The organism is Lapidilactobacillus achengensis, from assembly GCF_003946655.1.
Taxonomy (GTDB): domain Bacteria; phylum Bacillota; class Bacilli; order Lactobacillales; family Lactobacillaceae; genus Lapidilactobacillus; species Lapidilactobacillus achengensis.
Map to the genome: position 1 here is coordinate 1 of NZ_RHOV01000012.1, position 19,651 is coordinate 19,651.

The 19,651-nt window shown below is 49.9% G+C and carries 21 protein-coding genes; 5 read left to right on the forward strand and 16 right to left on the reverse strand.

The window, feature by feature from the left end:
* Nucleotides 1-433: 433 nt before the first annotated feature.
* The 4 genes from EKM94_RS07590 to EKM94_RS07605 all read left to right on the forward strand — a co-directional run bounded on the left by EKM94_RS07590 (nucleotide 434) and on the right by EKM94_RS07605 (nucleotide 3,214).
* Entirely contained in the window at nucleotides 434-637 is a 204-nt protein-coding gene (locus EKM94_RS07590; RefSeq protein WP_125599913.1) for a hypothetical protein, read from the forward strand.
* A gap of 223 nt (nucleotides 638-860) precedes the next feature.
* Nucleotides 861-1,076 carry a hypothetical protein gene (locus EKM94_RS07595; protein ID WP_125599916.1) on the forward strand — a complete coding sequence of 72 codons (216 nt, stop codon included), beginning with the start codon at nucleotides 861-863 and terminating at the stop codon, nucleotides 1,074-1,076.
* A gap of 186 nt (nucleotides 1,077-1,262) precedes the next feature.
* Nucleotides 1,263-2,357, forward strand: coding sequence for a YibE/F family protein (locus EKM94_RS07600; RefSeq protein WP_125599919.1), 1,095 nt, complete (start codon nucleotides 1,263-1,265; stop codon nucleotides 2,355-2,357).
* Complete coding sequence (locus EKM94_RS07605) at nucleotides 2,357-3,214, forward strand: YibE/F family protein (RefSeq protein WP_125599922.1); 858 nt, start codon at nucleotides 2,357-2,359, stop codon at nucleotides 3,212-3,214. The genes EKM94_RS07600 and EKM94_RS07605 overlap by 1 nt, the downstream gene beginning before the upstream one ends.
* 228 nt (nucleotides 3,215-3,442) lie before the next feature.
* Here the strand turns inward: EKM94_RS07605 and sdaAA are convergent, their stop codons facing one another.
* From sdaAA to EKM94_RS07640, 7 genes are all read right to left on the reverse strand, one after another.
* Nucleotides 3,443-4,369, reverse strand: a complete 927-nt coding sequence (gene sdaAA / locus EKM94_RS07610) for an L-serine ammonia-lyase, iron-sulfur-dependent, subunit alpha (protein ID WP_125599925.1) — start codon at nucleotides 4,367-4,369, stop codon at nucleotides 3,443-3,445.
* Nucleotides 4,370-4,385: 16 nt separating this feature from the next.
* Entirely contained in the window at nucleotides 4,386-5,036 is a 651-nt protein-coding gene (locus tag EKM94_RS07615; RefSeq protein WP_125599929.1) for a serine dehydratase beta chain, read from the reverse strand.
* Nucleotides 5,037-5,199: 163 nt separating this feature from the next.
* A complete protein-coding gene (locus EKM94_RS07620) occupies nucleotides 5,200-5,619 on the reverse strand; it encodes a PTS sugar transporter subunit IIB (RefSeq protein WP_125599933.1) in 420 nt (139 codons plus the stop codon).
* A gap of 104 nt (nucleotides 5,620-5,723) precedes the next feature.
* Entirely contained in the window at nucleotides 5,724-6,554 is an 831-nt protein-coding gene (locus EKM94_RS07625; RefSeq protein WP_125599936.1) for an aldo/keto reductase, read from the reverse strand.
* A 420-nt stretch (nucleotides 6,555-6,974) separates the two neighbouring features.
* Nucleotides 6,975-7,241, reverse strand: a complete 267-nt coding sequence (locus tag EKM94_RS07630; protein ID WP_125599939.1) for a hypothetical protein — start codon at nucleotides 7,239-7,241, stop codon at nucleotides 6,975-6,977.
* Nucleotides 7,242-7,403: 162 nt separating this feature from the next.
* Nucleotides 7,404-7,937 (reverse strand): GNAT family N-acetyltransferase, encoded by a 534-nt coding sequence (locus tag EKM94_RS07635; protein WP_125599941.1) that lies wholly within the window; start codon nucleotides 7,935-7,937, stop codon nucleotides 7,404-7,406.
* Nucleotides 7,938-8,098: 161 nt separating this feature from the next.
* The gene (locus EKM94_RS07640; RefSeq protein ID WP_125599944.1) at nucleotides 8,099-8,551 is read right to left on the reverse strand and encodes a MarR family winged helix-turn-helix transcriptional regulator; all 453 of its coding nucleotides are present in this window, start codon (nucleotides 8,549-8,551) and stop codon (nucleotides 8,099-8,101) included.
* A 333-nt stretch (nucleotides 8,552-8,884) separates the two neighbouring features.
* Between EKM94_RS07640 and EKM94_RS07645 the strand changes: the two genes are divergently transcribed.
* Nucleotides 8,885-10,279: an FAD-binding oxidoreductase gene (locus EKM94_RS07645; RefSeq protein ID WP_125599947.1), complete on the forward strand. Its 1,395-nt coding sequence runs from the start codon at nucleotides 8,885-8,887 to the stop codon at nucleotides 10,277-10,279.
* 170 nt (nucleotides 10,280-10,449) lie between these two features.
* Here the strand turns inward: EKM94_RS07645 and EKM94_RS07650 are convergent, their stop codons facing one another.
* The 9 genes from EKM94_RS07650 to EKM94_RS07690 form a co-directional block, all read right to left on the reverse strand.
* The gene (locus tag EKM94_RS07650; protein WP_125599950.1) at nucleotides 10,450-11,103 is read right to left on the reverse strand and encodes a TMEM175 family protein; all 654 of its coding nucleotides are present in this window, start codon (nucleotides 11,101-11,103) and stop codon (nucleotides 10,450-10,452) included.
* Nucleotides 11,104-11,144: 41 nt separating this feature from the next.
* On the reverse strand, nucleotides 11,145-11,576 hold the full coding sequence (locus EKM94_RS07655) for a GNAT family N-acetyltransferase (RefSeq protein WP_125599953.1): 432 nt from the start codon (nucleotides 11,574-11,576) through the stop codon (nucleotides 11,145-11,147).
* Nucleotides 11,577-11,876: 300 nt separating this feature from the next.
* A complete protein-coding gene (locus tag EKM94_RS07660; protein ID WP_125599957.1) occupies nucleotides 11,877-13,628 on the reverse strand; it encodes a hypothetical protein in 1,752 nt (583 codons plus the stop codon).
* Nucleotides 13,629-13,982: 354 nt separating this feature from the next.
* Nucleotides 13,983-14,996: a hypothetical protein gene (locus EKM94_RS07665; RefSeq protein WP_125599960.1), complete on the reverse strand. Its 1,014-nt coding sequence runs from the start codon at nucleotides 14,994-14,996 to the stop codon at nucleotides 13,983-13,985.
* A 48-nt stretch (nucleotides 14,997-15,044) separates the two neighbouring features.
* Complete coding sequence (locus EKM94_RS07670; RefSeq protein WP_164511157.1) at nucleotides 15,045-15,983, reverse strand: sce7725 family protein; 939 nt, start codon at nucleotides 15,981-15,983, stop codon at nucleotides 15,045-15,047.
* Nucleotides 15,980-16,696, reverse strand: a complete 717-nt coding sequence (locus EKM94_RS07675) for a hypothetical protein (RefSeq protein WP_125599963.1) — start codon at nucleotides 16,694-16,696, stop codon at nucleotides 15,980-15,982. The genes EKM94_RS07670 and EKM94_RS07675 overlap by 4 nt, the downstream gene beginning before the upstream one ends.
* 56 nt (nucleotides 16,697-16,752) lie before the next feature.
* A complete protein-coding gene (locus tag EKM94_RS07680; RefSeq protein ID WP_125599966.1) occupies nucleotides 16,753-17,265 on the reverse strand; it encodes an acyl-CoA thioesterase in 513 nt (170 codons plus the stop codon).
* 147 nt (nucleotides 17,266-17,412) lie between these two features.
* Nucleotides 17,413-18,747, reverse strand: a complete 1,335-nt coding sequence (locus EKM94_RS07685; RefSeq protein WP_125599969.1) for a replication-associated recombination protein A — start codon at nucleotides 18,745-18,747, stop codon at nucleotides 17,413-17,415.
* Between the two features lie 160 nt (nucleotides 18,748-18,907).
* Nucleotides 18,908-19,186: a hypothetical protein gene (locus EKM94_RS07690; protein ID WP_125599973.1), complete on the reverse strand. Its 279-nt coding sequence runs from the start codon at nucleotides 19,184-19,186 to the stop codon at nucleotides 18,908-18,910.
* Between the last annotated feature and the right edge of the window lie 465 nt (nucleotides 19,187-19,651).

Sequence of the window (19,651 nt, forward strand, 5' to 3'; positions counted from 1 at the left end):
TAGAGACCGACTCCTGACACTTATTTTTTTCGTCGAATTTAAGGTTACCAGAAGATGGTTTCTATGCCTACATAAAAAGCCCCAAAATTCCGAAAAAGTTCGGAATTTTGGGGCTTTTATTTTTGAAACTAGAATTGTGTCCTAGCCTCATTTCACCACTGAGCCGCGCAGTCCCAGCCGGTTACTAGGCAGAATTGAGCTTATCGGCAATCGAAGTTGGATATCTAATGAGGTGGTTTTGCAAGATTGAGGTCAAATAATTGCACTCTTTTAAGATGGTACGGCAATACCAACTGATTCAGATAATTATGTCTACCAATTTGAAAAGCATTGATATGGTTGTAACTATTCCAAACCAACTTTGGTTGAACCCGTCGCCCGCTTCAGATACTTCATCAGAACCATGTTTCCATTCATCAGGTGGACTGTAGTGATGCCACCAATTCAAGGCTGGCAACCCACTAACCATAGCCGTCAATTGCGCGGATCCCCATCAATTGGCGATAGCTTGCCAATTGGTGTGCGCGCTCAAATGACTGTTATAACATTGAGCGGCTATGACGTTAAAACGTGTTCCCTACCTATCCGGTTGCTGGACAGAATTGAGCCTATCCGCCATCAAGACGTAGCCATTTGACGAAGTGATTTTGCGAGCTAGAGGTCAACTAATTGCCCCTTTTGGATTGGGATGGCAATGCCAACGGGTTTGGATTTGTTGGCTGGTACAGTTTACATTGTTTTGGACATCTTTACCTGTTCCCTAAACAATCCTTAAGTGGAACTCGACCAATTCAGTTAGTTCACTGAGAACTAACTTTGTTCATCAGATAGACTGTACTGGTGTCACCAATGTAAAAATGATGACCACTAACCACGGCAGTCAATTGCGTGGTTCCCCATCAATTGGCGATAACTTGCCAAATGGCGTGAGTGCTCAAGCGGCCGTTAAAACGTTGAGTGGCTGGAGCGGAGAAATTCGGGGTGAGATCGCCGTGAAATTGGACTTAGTGGCTATGCCACTTAGACCAAGGCTCAGCTTTGAGATTTTCGGCGCCCTTCCGAAAAGCTCAAAGTGACGCCCACAGCGAGCTCACCCCGAATTTCGCAGCGCAAGCCGCGGCCATACTACTTTCGCCATCCAAGCATACATAGGTTCAGTTTTATCCCCAACTGCGAAGCGATGATTTGCAGGTACCCGCCAATTGGCGTATAACGAAATAATTAGAACGATTTACGAACGCTAGCTCAGATAGGACGCACAAATGAAATTAACCAAGAAGCAAACCATGTTGTTACTCATCGCCATTCTAGGAATCATCGCCACGTTTTGGGCCTACCAGCACCCACTGGGCCAGGGCACGTTAGCGCAAGTAAAGCGGGTCCAGTCAGTTAGTCACCAGGCGGAGACGGATCAATATCAGAACAAAGACACCCAATTCGAACAACGGCTGACACTCAGGATTCTCAATGGGTCCCATCAAGGTCGGACCTACCAAGTACTCAATGATTACGACGCCTCGCAATTGGTCAATCAGCGCTATTATCACAACCAGCGTGTCTATGTCCAATTTTCCCATCAGGGTAAAGCAACGATTCTCACCGCGAAACGAGATTGGGTCCTGATTCTGGCGCTGACTTTGACGGCCTTGATTTTAGTGGCGATCCTCGCGCAGAAAAGTTGGTTGATTCTGCTCTCAGTGCTGGCCAACTGTTTGCTGTTCTTCGTGACGCTTCGCTTAGATATTTGGCGTAATGGCACGGCCACGATTCTACTGTATAGTGGGGCGGCGATTGTTTTCGCCACGGTGACCTTCATCATTTATCAAGGCTGGCGGCGCAAAATGGCCATCATGCTGCTCAGCACGATCAGCGCGTTGCTGCTAGCTTTTGGACTCAGCTACGGAATCATGCAGGCAACCAAGGAACGCGGGATCACCTACATGGCCGTTGCTTATGCGACCCAAAGTCCACGTTCACTTTTCCTAGGGCAAACCTTATTGGGGGTGTTGGGCGCGGTCATGGATGAATCAACGGATATCGTCACCAGTTTGAGTGAGCTCTGGCAACATAATCCCCAACTCACGCGGCGACAACTTTGGCACAGTGGCCTGACAATTGGCCGGGAAATCATGGGACCGCTGATCAATGTGCTCTTCTTGATATTTATGGCCGCGGCGTTGCCGATGACCATTCTTTTCTTACGCGACAACAATTCAATCAGTTATACCTTTGAATTTACGCTGTCCCTCGGGGTGCTGCAAAGTTTGATTTCGGCGATCGGGATTGTTTTGACCGTGCCGCTGGCGACATTGGCGAGCTTTCTTTTGCGACCAATGACCAAGGAGGTGCAGGTTTAATGAGTACAATGACCGCACTGCTTCTGGTTTTGCTCGCCTTGATTGTATTGGTGGGTGGTACTGCCGGGCTCAAAAGTTACCTGAGTATCTTGATCAATTTCTGCCTGATTTTCATGGCGGCGTGGCTGATTGCTGGCGGCGCGAATATTTGGTTGATCGCGGCGATTTTCGTCCCCTTGAAATTGGCAACGATTGTATATTTGGGCACCAATGAACAAAAATTGGCCGATCAAGCCTTTCTCAGTTCGCTTTTGGTCACGGTGATCATTGTTCTGCTGATTTTCGCATTGACTTGGCTGGGTCAGGCCGTTGGTTTAGGAAATCAAGATGACGAGGATTTGATTGGGTTAGCGACGGCTCCTGGCATTGACTACTTACTGATCACAGCGCTGGTGGCAATCTTCAGCACACTTGGCGCGATTTCCGAAGCGGCGGTAGCAATGAACGCCGGCTTGCTGGAATTGCTGCGGCAAACGCCAACGATCACACCTGCCGCCTACCAGCACAGCGCCCAACAAATGGGACAGGATATCCTTGGCACTGCGATTAACACGATTTTGTTTGGCTTTTTCGGTAGCAACTTGGCGCTCTTCATTTGGTACTTGCGGCTAAATTACAGCCTCACCCAGTTGCTCAACGACAAATTATTCGTCCAAGAAGTCTTGGTGCTGCTGGAATCCATTATTGGAGTGTTGCTGATTGTGCCGCTGACCACCTGGCTGATCGGGTGGCGGAAAAACTATGAAGCGAAACGGCGAAACAATAAAACGACGCGGCAAAACAATAAAGCGACGCGGTCACAGCAACCGACGGTGACCTCAAAGCAACCGCCAGACACGCCCCATCAAGAACCGTGACGCTTGCCCTTGACTGTTTCGCAAGTCGCGACGATTTGAAAATCCCAGCCAAAGCACTAATGAAGGCCATGGCAAAACAGCCTTGTCCTCAGTAAAATCTGTAGACAAGGCTGTTTTTTTGAACTGACCATTGTAATTGGACACTGCTGACGACGCGCGAACTTGACTGGTTATCGGCAGTCTCCATTCGGCAGCAGGTCAACTTGGCGGCTGACTATGGTTGTTTCGCTAGCTTTCCCGGGCCGAATCATTGTTTTCATCATCAGGATGAATACTCACGTCTTGACCGAAAATTTTCATTTTCAAGGCGATCCCGGTCGGTGTCGCGGCCAAGCCACCTAATCCGGTCTCTCGCAAACTAGCGGGCAGATTCTGCCCGATCCGTTTCATGGCTAGGATCACTTCATCAGCCGGGATCTGGCTGGTCAACCCAGCCAGGGCCATATCGGCTGCCGTTAACGCATTGACCGCGCCCACCACATTCCGCTTGATGCAAGGCACTTCAACTAGGCCGGCGACGGGATCGCAGACTAGCCCCAGCAGGTTAGACATGGCCATGGCAAATGCCTGGGCCGCCTGTTCCGGGGTGCCGCCAGCAAGCTCCACGGCGGCCGCGGCACCCATGGCCGAGGCGCTACCCACTTCGGCCTGACAACCGCCAGTGGCCCCAGCAATCATCGCCTGATTAGCCACAATCATTCCAAACGCCGAGGCGCAGAAAAGAAAGCGGATCTGATCATCTCGCTGTAAGTGCAGCCGCTCGGTGACCACGCTAAGTACGCCAGGTAGCGTTCCCGCCGAACCAGCTGTAGGGGTGGCACAGATAATCCCCATCGCCGCGTTAACTTCATTGGTGGCCACCGCATTTTGCATGGCCAGCAGCATCGTGTCCCCAGACAAAGATTGGCCTTTCTCCCGATATTTCTTCAACAAAACCGCTTCGCCACCGCTGATCCCCGTGGCTGAAGTCACCCCCGCGCCACTGGCACCCTTGATGGCCGCCTCGTGCATGACTTCCAGGTTTTTGCCCATGGTCGCCCAAATAATTTCCCGGCTACTATGGCTCAATTTGATTTCCTGTTCAATAATCAATTCGGAAATCGGCTTTTGCTGAGCAGTCGCAGCCGCCAGCAAATCCGCAATCGTTTCATACATAATCTTTGCCCTATCCTTAAAGTGAAATCAAATCTTGACTGATCCGCCGCGCTTGTTCCAGTTGCTCTGGGAAAGGCTTGTCCAACAGATCTAGTTGATAAATATGGTGACGTCCGCGCATCAAGGTCACCCGGGGCAACCGATAATTCGCCCCGAAAATCTGATCCAACGCCTGACCAATTTCTTGTTCTGCCTCTACATAGATCAAGGGCAAGCTCCCCTGAGGCTCAAAAATCAGCCCATTGAAATCGATCTTCCGAATTTCAATCGCGCCGCCGCCGACAGAACAGCCCCACACGGTCAAATACTTCTCGCTATTGGCCAGAGTAATCGCTGCCGTATTTGGATGCCCAATCGGACTGGCATGCTGATCTTCAATAAAAGCAATCTCGATACCCTGCCGCCGCGCCAGATCCACCGCGTTAGGAACCCGCCGATCCGCCGGGTCAAAGCCTAAAACGCCAGCAATCACCGCATAATCGGTTCCATGGCCCCGATGGGTTTGCGCGAATGACTCGAAATAGCGAACCCGGACGGTTTTGATCGGCGCGTGAAACAACCGATTCGCCACGTGACCGATGGCCACCGCGCCGGCTGTATGCGAACTGGAGGGTCCGATCATGATCGGACCAATAATATCAAAGACACTGCGATAGCGATTGGTCATTGTTTTCCCACCTATTTCCGTCCATTTAACGATACTGCTATTCTACACTAAATCTCTTCCTGAGCTTAAATGAATTTACTGAATTTTGCAAAAAAGCCATTCGCGCAGAAAAAAAGAAAGTTGATTGCTCAACTTTCTGATTGTAACTAGTTTGAACCTGGCATTAACGCGGCGATTGGTCAACAACATCCAGGGCCGGCACGCGCGGCTTAGTGTTACGAATAATGGTTTGCAGCGCCAGTTCGCCGTTCATCGTCCCAAACATGCGCATATCCAAGTCAGCCACTGGAATACCAACAGGTGCCAATGTTTTCCGCAATACCGGCGTCCGATAGCGAACCTGCGGACAAACGAAGACCTGATCGACATGAGGTTGAAACATGGTCGCGACATTGCGCCAATCCACCAATTGCTCGCTACCATAGCCAATCAAAATCGGATAGCGCTGGCTTAGGCTATCATAATCTGCCAACAAAGTTTTCAAATCATCGAAATGAATGGTTTCTGGATCAGCCGCGTGAGCGATATGACTGCAAAACAGGCTTGAAGTTGCCCCACCAGCACAGCAAATAAAAATCAGCATGACCAAAACTCCCTTGCGTTCAATACGTTCATCTTAACGCAAATCACGGCAATAAACGAGAGCTAGGTCAGATTTCACTGTCAAACTTTGACAAGCCCCAGCATCTAAAACTCTTCATAGACGGCGGGATCCTGATTAGTGGTTCGCCCGTTGGCTCGCGTCAACCCGTCGATTGCCGCCATATCAGCGGCCTCAATCGTAAAATCAAAGACCTGTAGATTGCCAGCCTGTCGCTGGGGATTGGCTGATTTCGGAATCGGCAAAGTCCCATGTTGCAGTTGCCAGCGCAAAATCAGTTGACCGACATTTTTGCCGTATTTACTGGCCAAGGCCTGCAACTGCGGATCTTGTAACATGACACTAGCGCGACCTAAAGGACTCCAAGCCTCGGTCAAGATGCCATGAGCCTGATCATAAGCGCGCTGTTTCGCCTGATTGAAATAAGGATGCAACTCAATCTGATTAACTACCGGCAATTCACCGGTTTCCGCCTGCAACCGCTCCAAATGTTCAGGCAGAAAATTACAAACACCAATTGAGCGTACCAAGCCGAATTTCTTCGCTGTCAGCAAGGCCTGCCAAGCCTCTACGTACTGATCGCGACGCGGATTCGGCCAGTGTAGCAAATACAAGTCAAAGTAATCCAAATTACTGCGATACAGTGATTCCTGTAACGCCGTAATGGCAAGATCGGTTTTGTAATAACGCCCGGGCAGCTTCGAAGTTACCAGCACTTCCGACCGAGGTAGACCCGCGCGTTTGATCGCCGCCCCGACCGCGCCTTCATTCTCATAATTGTAGGCGGTATCCAACAAACGATACCCCTGCTGTAACGCTGAAACCATCGCCTGAACACCGGAAGCACCAGTCAGTTGATAAGTCCCAAAGCCCACTTGCGGTAGCCGCCACCCATCACGAAGCGTATAAAATTCCATCAAACCATCCCCTATAAAAATAGAGTGCGGAGCGAGGATGGGTGGCTGTGAGCATTAGCCTAGCAAAGGTTTTGGAAGCCGCTTTTGCTTCCGGAACCTTTGCGTAGCTAAGCGGAACAGCCAATCCTCGCGCAGCACGTTTCAATATCAGAGTGCGAACCAGCCCGGGTAGCTTCTGAGCATTAACCTAGCTAGGATTTTGGAGGCGGGTTATGCCTCCGAAAGCCTAGCGTAGTTAAGCGGAAGAAGCTGGGCTGGTGAGCACGTTTCAATATCAGAGTGCGGAGCGCAACGGGTTGACTTCGAGCATTAGCCTAGCAAAGGTTTTGGAAGCCGCTTTTGCTTCCGGAACCTTTGCGTAGCTAAGCACAGAAGTCAGTTGCGCGCAGCACGTTTCAATATCAGAGTGCCGAACCAGCGCTAAAGCGTGGGTTCCGGTTGCAGGTCGCGATAGCTGACCACGATATGCGAATTGTACTGTTCTTTCTGAAATTCAGACGTCCGGTCTGAATTTGAGATATCAATCAGGCAGGAATAGCGGTACTTCTTGGTGATTCGTCCCCGCACCACATGCCCCAACAATTCTGAATAGAACGGCAAAACCTGATTCTCATGGAATTGCTTATTTAAGTCATTTTCTTCGTATAACCCGATTTTATATAGCGGCTTATTCACTGGACTCGCCATAATCTCACCTTTCCCTAGTAGTCATTCCCAGCGCGATTATTGGTCTAGTCGCGCTACTAACAAATAATAGCTTACCTTCATTATACACTATTTGAGTCAAGCTCGCAGATGATGGCTGTTCAGGTTAGATCAAGGGGAATTGGTCCAGGTCAAAAACAACGATTATAATTGATTATCCCCACCGTCCAGTGATTTGAGTAAGACTAAATCGGTTTGCGCGTCATCGCCCAGTTGAAAGACATGTTGCCCCACTTGCTGGAAACCGATTTTCTGATAAAAGGCCCGGGCGGCATCATTATGCTCCCAGACACCCAGCCATAACGCCGTTTTGTTCAATTGTAACGCTTGCTTCTCCGCTTGTGCGATCAACTGACGGCCGTAACCGTGACGTTTATAACGCGGCAAAATGTAAATTCGCTCCACCTCCAAGGCATTGGCAGCAACTCGCTCGGTCTGGGCAGTCCCAATGTTGAGTTTCAAATAACCCACCGTGACGCCTTGCTCTTGCAAAAAATAGAAAAACGAATTCGGATTATTCAGTTCTGCCGTCAACGTCGCTGGCGCATAGGCGTGATCTAAATATTCCTTCAAATCTTCGGCCTGATTCGCCGCGCCAAAGGTATCCGCGAAGGTCACGCGACTTAAGTGTTGTAATTCCGCTAAATCTTTCAAGGTACATTGATGTAAATTTGCCATCTTTTTCCCACTTTCGTTTGTCGTAAATTGTCAATTGATTATCGGGCTCGCTCGCGCTCGCTTAGATAACTTTGAATAAATCATTCGTTGCTAAACCGGCCGCAAATCGGTGATTAAACGGTGCCAAAATTCAGGCAAGTTGCCACTAACCGATCGACTAACTAATAATCCCGCGTCTGTCCGCGCTTAGCGTTCTGCCAAAGTGGGCGAACGTTGGCCAGCAGCTGATCCAGGCTGGCTTCTAGCGCCGCCGTCTGCTCCGGAGAAAAATCCTGCAGAGCCGTTGTTTCAGACAGCAGATTTTCCCGCTGAATCAAAGCGGCCGCCTGCTGTCCAGACGCAGTGACAAACAGCTGCCGATTTTTCTGATTGGCGGCGTCCCTACGCTTTTCAACCAGTCCAATCTGGACTAATTTTTGAAGCGCGCGGGCGGCGGTGGTTCGATCAACTTTCACCTCTGCCGCTAGCCGTTCAAGGATAATGCCTGGCTGCTCCGCGATGCGCACCAAATACAGATATTGCCCGCGTGTGAGCGCCAACGACTTAAATTCCAAGTTCGCCACCGCATCAAAAATCCGCGCCACTTCACCGATTTTCCTGAGTACTGCTGTCATTGTCCCTACCACCTTTCCAAGCTAAAGCCAAGTTTAAAATATTTTTGTTGTAATTGCAACAAAAATAATCTTCTTTTTGGAAATTCTATCAGCCGGTAAACTACCACATAATCTTTTTTTGCAACGGACGTCGCAAAACTGACTTCCGCGCCTTGCTCGTCAGGACTCCTGTAACCGTAGCCCACCTCCATGATAACCGCTAGGCTAATGCTCAGGAGCTACCAGAGTCGGTTCGCACTCTGGTAATTCTTGACAATCGGTGTCAAGGTGCTAAAGTGACCATAACCAAATAATGATAAGCTGACAGAACCCTGCCTGGCTCAGGAGGATTTTATGGTTAAATTCAATGCTTACACGAGTGAAGAAATCATCAGTGATCTGCGCCAACACGTAACGGCCACCGCCGTTCATAGCGACGTTACCACATTAAAGGCTCACGAAAACGATCAATACGGCGTCCAGTTGGCTAGTGGCCTGCCCCTGGCTTACATCGAGGCGACTTCTGCCGCCGACGTTCAGGGCGTCTTGCAAACGGCTCGGCGTTTTCATATTGCTATTGTCCCGGAAACGACAGCGACTAGCACTGTCTCTGGCTCTGACGCGATTGCCGGGAGTTTCGTGTTGTCCCTGGCCAAAATGAACCGGATCAAAGAAATCAATCCCGTTGACCAAATCGCGATTGTTGAGCCCGGCGTGATCAACGGTGACTTGGACAAAGCCGCTCGGGCCCAAGGTCTCTTTTACGCCCCTGACCCTGGTTCCAAACCAATTTCATCGATTGGCGGCAATGTCTCGACCAACGCTGGTGGCATGAGTACCGTTCGTTATGGCGCAACAAAGGATTCCGTGCTGGGTCTAACCGTTATTCTGGCTGATGGGCGGGAATTGAAACTGGGCGGTCGCTCGTTAAAACAAGCTTTTGGCTACGATCTAACGCAGCTCTTTGTTGGCTCTGAGGGCACCTTGGGGATCATTACCGAAATCTCGGTACGGCTGTTTCCCATTCCCTTAGGCGGCGCCATCACCGGTCAGGCTTTCTTTAAAGATATGGGCGCATTGGCTGACGCGGTCGCTAAACTACGCGGATCTGGGGCCTACCCAGCAATGTTGGAAGCGCTGGATGCGCCAACCGTGGCAGCTTTAGACCGTTATGAAGGCACCTACTACGCAGAAAACAGTGGCGCCATGCTGATTCTACGACTAGACAGTTATAATGACCTGATTCTGGCCACCACAAAGCAGATTCTTGAGGAAAACGGCGCCCAAAACTTAGCGCTGACCACCGACGCCACCCAAGCCGCGCAAATCATGAAATTGCGCCGCGACATGTTGCCAGCGGTCTTCGCCAATGGGCAACACGTGATGGAAGACATGGCGGTTCCTTTATCGAAACTGGCCGAGATGATCGATTATATTCAACAAATCGCGACCCAATTAGACCTGACGATCTACACCGCCGGCCATGCTGGGGATGGCAATGTTCATCCGACAATTGTTTGGCCGGCTGATGAGCCTGAGGTGCCCGCCACCGTTATAACGGCGCTCCAGTTAATGTTTCGCAAAGCGTTGGCCTTGGGTGGCACCATTTCCGGTGAACATGCGGTGGGATTATTGAAGAATCAATGGAACAATGAGGAACTGGGTCCGGAAGTCGATTTGGTCCAGCACCAAATCAAAGCCCTGTTTGATCCGATGAACCTGCTTAACCCGCAACGAAAAATCAATTGATTTTGATAAGCGGCGGACCGTTAAACAGCGCGGAATACTTAATCTGTTCGAATAACCGTGAAGACAACAAAAGCGCAGTCAAAATATGACTGCGCTTTTTTGCGTTATAACGGCGTTACATCGTTTCGACGGACAGGCTTCGAGCAGTATCTCGTGACATCATTGCGACCTCACTTGACTCGGTCGCTGGGAAAAACGAACGAAATAATGGGCAACGCTAAATAGAAAATCATCGCCACTGTGGGCTGAATGAAGGCCACACCAATCAAAGCAATGTTCAAGAGAAAACCGCCGATGATCCGCCAACGGGTAATTTGGTCAAAGAACGCTCTGGCCGCGCCGGTCTTCCCAAACAATTCACGGTTGGTATGATTGACCATCAGCCGGCGCAACATATTGATCACCAGGTAATCCAGCCCCATATTGGCCACTGCTAAATTCGTCGGTTGTTGCATCAGCCACTTGGTTAAGAGCGGTAACAGAGATAGCGCCGCCAGAAACGCGAAATTCATTAACAAGAATTTCTTGTCAGCCCGGGGCAAAATGGCAAAGGTCTGATGATTTTCATACCAAAAGTTCGCCACCATAAAGAAACTAATCAGGAAGATCAAAATCGCGCGCATAAAGAGCCGGTAACTGCCGACGGTATTATTGGGTAGCGGCACTTCCAAGACCATCACAGTAATGATGATCGCGATCACCGCATCGTCGAAAACGTCCAAATGATCCTTCAACTTAGGCCCATCATCTTGATGCAATTCCTTGAGCTTGCGATGGACCTCCGCCATTTCTTGATCACTCGTATTTGATTGTTCCTTTTTCATGACTTCGCCCCCAAATAATGTTCATGATCATCAGGCCAAACTCATGGTCGAATTTTACGCCAGTGATCTGGGCTGATTTGTTGATAACCTTGCCGGGAGAATATCTGCTGCCCACCTGCTGGCTGGGATGTGTTGGCGGACCAAACCTTGATTTCTGGAATTTGCGCTTCAATCAAGCGCAGGACCTGTCCACCAATTCCCTGTCGCTGAAACGGCGGCAACAGCACTAAGGGGCGAATTTGCGCTCGTTGACCGGTTTTGTCTCGCTGAAGTTGACAATAACCGATTCGCTGCGACCCTCTTAGAATGAAGTAGTAACAATTCTGTGGGTGGCGAAAGCGCCAATGGATCTGCGCCAATGAATCCACGAATCGCAATTCAGCCTGACTTGGCGCGGCGAAAACTTGTTGTTGCATTTGCCAAACTGTTCCTAATTCCTCTTCCCGCACCATCCTCAAGGTGATTTCAACCATACCAGGCCCTCTTTTCTATCGCTAGTATAGCGCGGACACCGCCACAACCGATACTAAAAAGGCTTTTTGCCCCTGCAATCAGTAATGAGGTTGTACCTTGCTTAAGTTGACCTTTTCCGGAATCACTGCCAATCTTTCAGCCTTCGTTGAAGAGGCGCAAAAATAGCGCCACCGCCCTGTTTCACCATCGCAGCTGCGACTTCCGAGCGGTGACGCTATTTTTTTATTTCACCTTATTGGCTAGGTAGAAAACGATCAGCACCCGCAAACCTTTGCCGCAGGAGCGGTGGCTTAGCGTCATTATTTCTTTTTCCGTTTCTTAGACTTCTTTTTTTTGAAGGAAACAATCTTGTGTGGATTCGACTTTGGCTCAAACGCTGGTTGCCCTTCATCCTCGTCCTCAAAGTCATTTTGGAACAACCCGAGCTGGGCTTCATAATCTTGATAGGCCTGGGGATCATTGATATTTCCATAGTCCACAGGTACCAACATCAGAAACAATGTCGCTTTCATTCGCTGCTCATCGTCAGTTAAATAGGCCTTCAACTTAGTAGCGTCGCGCTTGATGATTTTCGCTATTTGGCGGCCGTGGGGATTAAAATCATTTGCTTCCAGAAAATCGTAAAACGCAGCCATAATTGGGCTAACTGCCTTTACCCCATCTGGGCTCAAATTGGCAACCGGCAACAAAACGCGGGAAAAGAAATTCCAACCAGTGGCATTCATTCCCGCTAAAGCCTCTGGGGTATAACGGTTAACTAAGGTGTCGAGCTGCTGAATCAGCGCAGGCGCCATGGAACGCTCCGTTTGTGTCAAACCGTTATCTGGAAGGAACAACAAGAATTCATCAATCAGATATTGACGGACCCAATAGCGGCGTTCGTCCTCAAGAGCCATGATTTTTGTTTCGAGTTTCTTCGGCATTTTTTTAAGCGTCATGCGTCCGTAACCATCATCCCTCACCTGTAAATGGTTATCAGCAATAAGTTTATCCAATTGATCGGTTAGTTGATCGATCATCAACTTCGGTGGGAAATTCGGTTGTAGCCTCTGCATTTCAAGATCATCATCGTCGTCTGTATCGTCCATATCATACTCGTCAAGTAATGAAGATACATCAACGTTCGTGAGAAGCTGGCTGTAGAAAAGTTGAATCATATCTAGGGAACTATCAGGTACGCCCTTGGTTTGCTTGAGCTCATAGGGGAACGGTTCCCTCCCAACCCCATTTTGCAAGTCTTTGAAGAACTGCTTGTCCCAATGAGCCCCCTGATCCGCTAGCACTGCGGCGACCGCCTGCGACCAATTGGCATAAACTTGGCGAATCAATGGCTTTTTTAAATTATAATTACGGCCAACTAGATAAAGCAACAGATACAATGCCCGACAAAATTTCTCTAATTTCGGCTGTGACTTTGCTGGAATTACAGCCAGAATTGCGGCCTCAACTTCGGCAGCACTGGCTTGAAAAGGCGTTTGCGCCGGACGCTGTGCGAAATATTGGAAAAACTGAGTTACATTCTTCTTAGCGTGAGTTCGCTCCGCTTCTGTCATCATGGTTTGCATCAACGAATCGTCATCAAACAGCGCCAACCACAACGGTAAATAATGTTTCGCCAGCTGGGCGCCTTGTTCAACGGAATCTGATGTGGTTTGCGCCTGCGTTGACGTCACCAACGCATCTAACTTGAGGTCCACCCCAGAGCTCTGACTCGCCGCCAGCAAATCCTTTTCACCTTTCAAACGCACCGTGAATTGATTGAGCGCCGGCCAGCGAATATAACGCAGGTAGGCCAACACTAAGCCAGGAAACGCCTTGGCATCCGCTTTCTTCGTTCCACCATCCGGAGCGTAATTGAAACAAAGCGCGTCCATTTCTTCAACGGAAAGAAGATCCAATTGCTCGTTGAATTTCAACATCGCCGTCAGCGATAGCGCGGCAATGATCTCCTCCGCCTCATGCTGCTCATACTTATAAAGGCCAGCATACTCAGAACTCTGGGCGAACGCTTCCCACTGATCGATGACTGTTTGAAAATCTGGTTTTAGCATAATATCCTCACTGATCCTTCGAATTATTTTGAAAAAACTTGAGGCATTCACATTATCACATAAACGGCTATTCCCAATTCGCCGCCTTAGCCTTGCTGGATTACTGACGTCTCCAGCTCAGTCAGTGCTCCTGCCTAGAAATCCGGTCAATCTCTCAATTGATGATCTGACAACTCACAAGCTTATGACTCCATCATACCGCAAAGATTTCTGAGTGCAAAGCAACTTAACGTGAAAACCGAATAACGACCGCCAAAAAAACACCGTCTGAACCGATATTTACGGAATTCAAACGGCGATGGGAATGGTGTCATGACAATCATTTGATTTCACAACGACTCTAGTTGCCTCACTTCAAAACGGTAACTCCTCATCACGAGTTTCCGCTGCCGCGAACAGCTCGGCATTATCTTCACCGCTTAAACGCCGTATTTCCGCGTCAACGTACTCGTCATCATCATGATCGGACCAATCAGCGCGACCCTCAATTCTCTTGACCGCGCGGGTAAAGGCCGTTCGAGGATTGGCAGGCAGGCGATGAAGGCCACCGCCCTGCGCCAAACCTACCTGAAGTTCGTGATAAAATTTGTTCCACCAAGTCCCGCCATGATCTTTCAAAACATGATTAACGGCTTCAGACCAGGCAGCTACCGCGCTGCTCATGGCTGACGCGGCCAAATTATAATTGTCATTGATCAAATAGAGGAACAAATACAGACTCAGACAAAACTGACGCCGGGTTTCAGCGGCGGCAGCCGGGTACATGTTCTCAATCACCGCGCTAACTTGCTGCTTGGGAGCTATCAAGGCGTTGCGCCTTGTCCGCCGCTGGATTTCTTGGAAGAAACGTTGCAGGTCATTGGTTGCTTGTTGTTGCTGGTCTACTAGGATCGCGGCAATCAGGGGATCTTGGGCGAATTGGGCCAGCCAATTCGGTAGATACGTAGTCACTAGTGGATCAACGTTCTGCTGGCGAACTCGAGCGGCCAAGCAGTCGCCTAACCGACGATCCACGGCTAAACTTTGACTGGCGGCTAGCTCCTGCTTATTAGTTTTGAGCCAATCACGGATCGGCACCAATAAGGGTGACTGCTGATAGCGCAACATCGCCCTGAGCACCTGGGGAAAAGCCTTGACCTGTTTGCGGAACAACGGCTGCGGTTGGAGGTTCAACGCTAATTCAAGTAGCTGTTCGAACGTTAACTCATCGAAAGCACAGCCAAACTTTTGCGGCGCGCCTTCAAATAGGAACGTCACGATTTGAGCAACTTGTTTTTGCTCGTTGCGATGTAGTTGGCGATAATCCAAACTTGCTGTGAACGCGGTTAGATAGTCGTCAAATTCTGATTGATTGAAGATGGCGGTCATTGGGTCCCAACTCCATTTCTGAATAAATAAAAGAGAACTGCCACATGTTCAGCCTAGCGGATTCACTTCATGTCGCGCACTTGTCAACAGCCGTCCCATCAGTTGCCAGTGATGCATCAAACTGAGTTGCTTAACGATGCCCAATCCAGGAAACTTTTGTTGGGTGTGGTAGGCTAGTAAAGCTGATAAGGCTGGTGTTTGATTCAACCCGCGCAAATGTTCCGGCGCCCAAACGGCCAGCTTGGCCAAGGCTTCAAAGAATTTTTGCTTTTGCCCGGACATGGTGGCGTTGCTGTCGGAAACAAAATGGTGGACGCGTAAGCTGCCATCTGCTGTGACGTAGACGAGATGGATGGCGATGGCGCGGGAAGGCATCCCCTTATCGAAATAGAAACTGCCGCTAATGCCGTAGTCACCGAAACCCCAACGTTCCGGAATCGTTTGCCACCAATTAGCCGGCGCGAAAAAAGCATCGGGCAAGCTAGCATAGTCCTCGACGCGACCGACAAACGGCATCGGGTCGGTCAGCGTCAAAGCCTTCGTCCCCGCCAGTCGCCGCAAGCGGGCTTCATCTGGCACCAAAATTCCACTGACTTGTTGAAACACATTAGTCGCCGCATACGCGCGCAACAATTCATAATTCGGCGCGATCAACAAACTCCGCTGGCCTGGACTAGTCTGCAAGAAGTCATGGCTAAAGTCCGGCGCCAAAATCGCGCTGGGGTAATAAAAGGGCAATTGGCTAAAATCGGGCAGCGGATATAGTTTCTCACTGTTCAAGCCGTAAACACTGACTTGCGGGTTGGCGACCACGCTGAAGGGGTGCTGGGCCGTGATCAAAGCCGTCACTGTTTGTTGCAACTCCCGGGAATCACGGACCGGTTCAATCAAGGGGACGATCTGCGGCGCTAGTTCGCCATTGGTGACCAGCGCTTTTAAGCCCCGCAAATCATACATGCGGCCGCGTAGATATGGAAAATATCTCATAGCCGCGCGCCGAGATCAGGATGTTGCAATTGGCGGTACTGCAACTGTAACGCTTGATATTCCGCGTTGCGCGCGTCCAACTCTTCTTGCAGCGCCGTCAATTTCTGATCCTCCAGTTCTTCGTTGAAACGATCGAACAAGTTGGCTTCGGGTTGGTAAACATCGTAGCCCACCTGGGATCGCTTGCGTAACTCCTTATACAACTGGTCATCAGAATAAAGTTGTAACCCCTTGGCCACCCGTTTGGCCTTGTCAACCTCGCGAAACAACGAACTGATGAAGTGACTGGTCAGCGCCTGTTCGTCAACTTGTAAGTCTTGATACTGGGCCTTTTTCACCACGGTTAAGAAGCCTGGTGCCCGTAATGTTTGCGGCGCCAGATCAACGGCCTGCTGGTCAAAAGCGCGATAGCTCAAGACGCCCACTTTGCTGGGAATCTCCGCGGCCACTTGCTCGTAAAGTTTTTGCGGGAGAACGAAGTAATTATAGTGACCGATGAAGGACAGCTTGGCTTGCGAATGGAAGTCTGCCTTGGTCACTTTCAATTCGTAGCAGCGCCACTGGACCTCGCCATTGGCCAACTGTTGATAACTTAGGGTGTCGACGATCCCTTGATCCGCGGGCATCGCCACTTCTTCCACCACATAAGCGCCCTGCTCCAAGCAAAATTGATACAGGGTCGCTTCTAATTGTAAAGTTAATTTTGTTTTCATTACAACGACCTCCAGTGTTGTCTGCCTAGTCACAATGCCAATTGCGTGCGCTAAATTTAACGCTGCCACGGCAGATCTAGACTGATTTGTTGACGGAAAGCCGCCTGCGCTTGTAAATGGACACGCCGTTCTGCTTGACGTTGCGCGTAGCCTTGGCAAAGCGCTTGATACTCCTGATTATCGCCGGTCACCACCAAGCGGGGTAAGACCAAATCACGTTCAGTCACCACAAAGGTCGCAAAGCAAGTTAGCCCTAAGAAGCGCTGGCCTGTTTGTAAATGTTCGCCGATGATTTTCGTGAAAACTTCAATCGAACGGTGACCGATCCCCGTCACATATGACTCCGCGCACAGCGAGTCTTGCAAGCGAAAGGGCTGAATGAAATCAACGCAATCAATGGCCGCCGTGACGGTTTCCACCCGGGCCACGCGTGAGGCGGGAATCGAGGCGTTGTCGTCAACGATCGCCAAGATCTTCCCGCCAAAAACGGTTTCGTGTTCGTTGAGATCCGCCGTGAAAACTCGGTGATTACTGATCGATAAAGTTTGGGCAACACTGATGGTCGTCATATTTTTCCCTCTGTTCTGAAATTGGTTGGCTGGCTTCGCTAATGATTTCCCTCGTCGGCACCTCAGCGTCCCAGCATACGACTAGTGGCGGTGCTTGATCGTCACCAGTGGTAACGACGGGACAGTTGCTTTCACGTTGTCGGTTGGTCACGTTGTCGGTTGGTCATGTTGTTGGTGCCACTGCTGGATATAGGCTAGCCGCTTTTTGAAACGGACCTCGTTACCTTGCTCCGTTGGCTCATAATAGTGGTGCCCTGCTAGTTCCGGCGGCATGGTTGTCATCGTCGTTAATTTATCGGCATTGTCGTGGGCGTACTGATAATGATCGCCGTAACCGAGATCCGCCATTAATTTCGTCGGCGCATTGCGGATCTGCAAAGGTACCGGCAGATTGCCTGTCCGCTTGATTTCTTTTTTCGCTTGGGCATTGGCGAGGTAAACCGCATTGGATTTCGGCGCGGTCGCTAAATAGATCACCGCTTCCGTCAAATGGACCTCGCATTCCGGCATGCCGATCTGCTGGCAAGCCTGAAAAACCGTCACGGCCAAGGTCAGCGCGTGGGTGTCCGCCAGCCCGATGTCCTCACTAGCAAAACGCACTAAACGGCGGGCAATATAAAGGGGGTCCTCACCGCCGGCCAGCATCCGCGTCAGCCAATAAATCGCGGCGTCCACATCACTGTTGCGCATTGATTTATGCAACGCCGAAATAATATTATAGTGTTCTTCGCCGTGCTTATCATAGCGCAAGGATTTCGTGTTGATCAACTGGTCTAACGCCGCGCTGTCCAACCGAACTTGTTGGTGACTCTGATCCGCGTTAAGCACAGCCATTTCTAACGTATTCAAAGCCACTCGCGCATCGCCATTGGCAAACTCCGCCAACATTTGTAAAGCCTCGGGCGCCACGCTTACGCTCAGGCCAGGAAAACTGGTCGGCTGAGCGATTACCCGTTCAAGTAATTGTTCAAGATCTGCTACCGTCAATGATTTCAGCACGAAAACCTTGCACCGAGACAACAGCGCCGCATTGATCTCAAAGGAAGGATTCTCCGTGGTCGCGCCGATCAAAATAATACTGCCCTTTTCCACGAATGGTAGAAAGGCATCTTGTTGGGCTTTATTGAAGCGATGGATCTCATCCACAAAGACGATTGTGCGCTGGCCGATCTCCCGATTGAGCTCCGCTTCTTCCATGATTTTACGAATATCCTTGATGCTGCTGGTAACCGCGCTGAAATTAATGAATTGCGAAGACGTTTGCCGGGCGATGATCCGCGCCAAAGTCGTTTTTCCCACACCGGGAGGCCCCCAGAAAATCATCGAACTCAGTTGATCCTCATCGATCAATTTACGCAACAGCTTACCGGGACCGAGTAATTGTTGCTGTCCCACGAAATCTGCCAATGTATCTGGGCGCACGCGATTGGCTAAGGGCGTATTGTTATCATTGGCGCCATCGAACAAGGAGGCTTGTTTCATTCTAATCACCTAACTTATCAAAACCTAACTGTTACTCAATCGCTACCATGATTGTAACATAATGTCGAACCGGTGTTTGCCTTAATGCGACGTGAATCCGGCTGTTTCTATGATGCTCGCAGCTTGCGCTGCGAAATTCGGGGTGAGCTCGCTGTGGGCGTCACTTTGAGCTTTTCGAAAAATCACCGAAAATCTCAAAGCTGAGCCTTGGTCTAAGTGGCAGAGCCACTAAGACCAATTTCACGGCGATCTCACCCCGAATTTCTCCGCTCCAGCCGCTCAACATTATAGCAGCCGCTTGAGCACTCACGCCAATTAGCAAGCTATCACCAATGGACGAAGAGGCACGCAATTGACGACCATGGTTAGCAGTTACAATTTTTAAATTGGCAACACCAGAGCAGTCTGTCTGATGAAAAAACGCAAGTTCTTGATGCATCAACCGAATCAGTCGGACTTAACTCAAGTATTGTCTAGGGAGCAGGTAAAGTCAGTCAACCTACACATGGTGGCCCGACCGACTAATCCAAATCAGTTGGTGTTGCTGTACCACCTCAAAAATGTGCGATTGTTTGACCTCTAGCTTGCAAAAGCACTTCGTCAAATCCTTCGCCTCGATTGCAGATAGACTCAATTCTGCCTAGCAACCGGTTCGGGCCATGCGGCTCAGCAGTGACGTTATTCTTAGCGGTTTACCGCTTAGAATAAGGCTCGATTTTGAGACAAGCCGCGGTTTTTGCGGATTGGCTCAAAACGATGCCCACTGCGTTCCAGCCGCACAAATGGCCCGAACCGGTTGCGCTCACGCGCAACACCCACTAAAACCTGCAATCAAGCGCAGGTTCAAAAAAGCATGGTCGCCAACTGCCGATCATGCTTTTTCGTATCTTGTTTATCCTGAGCT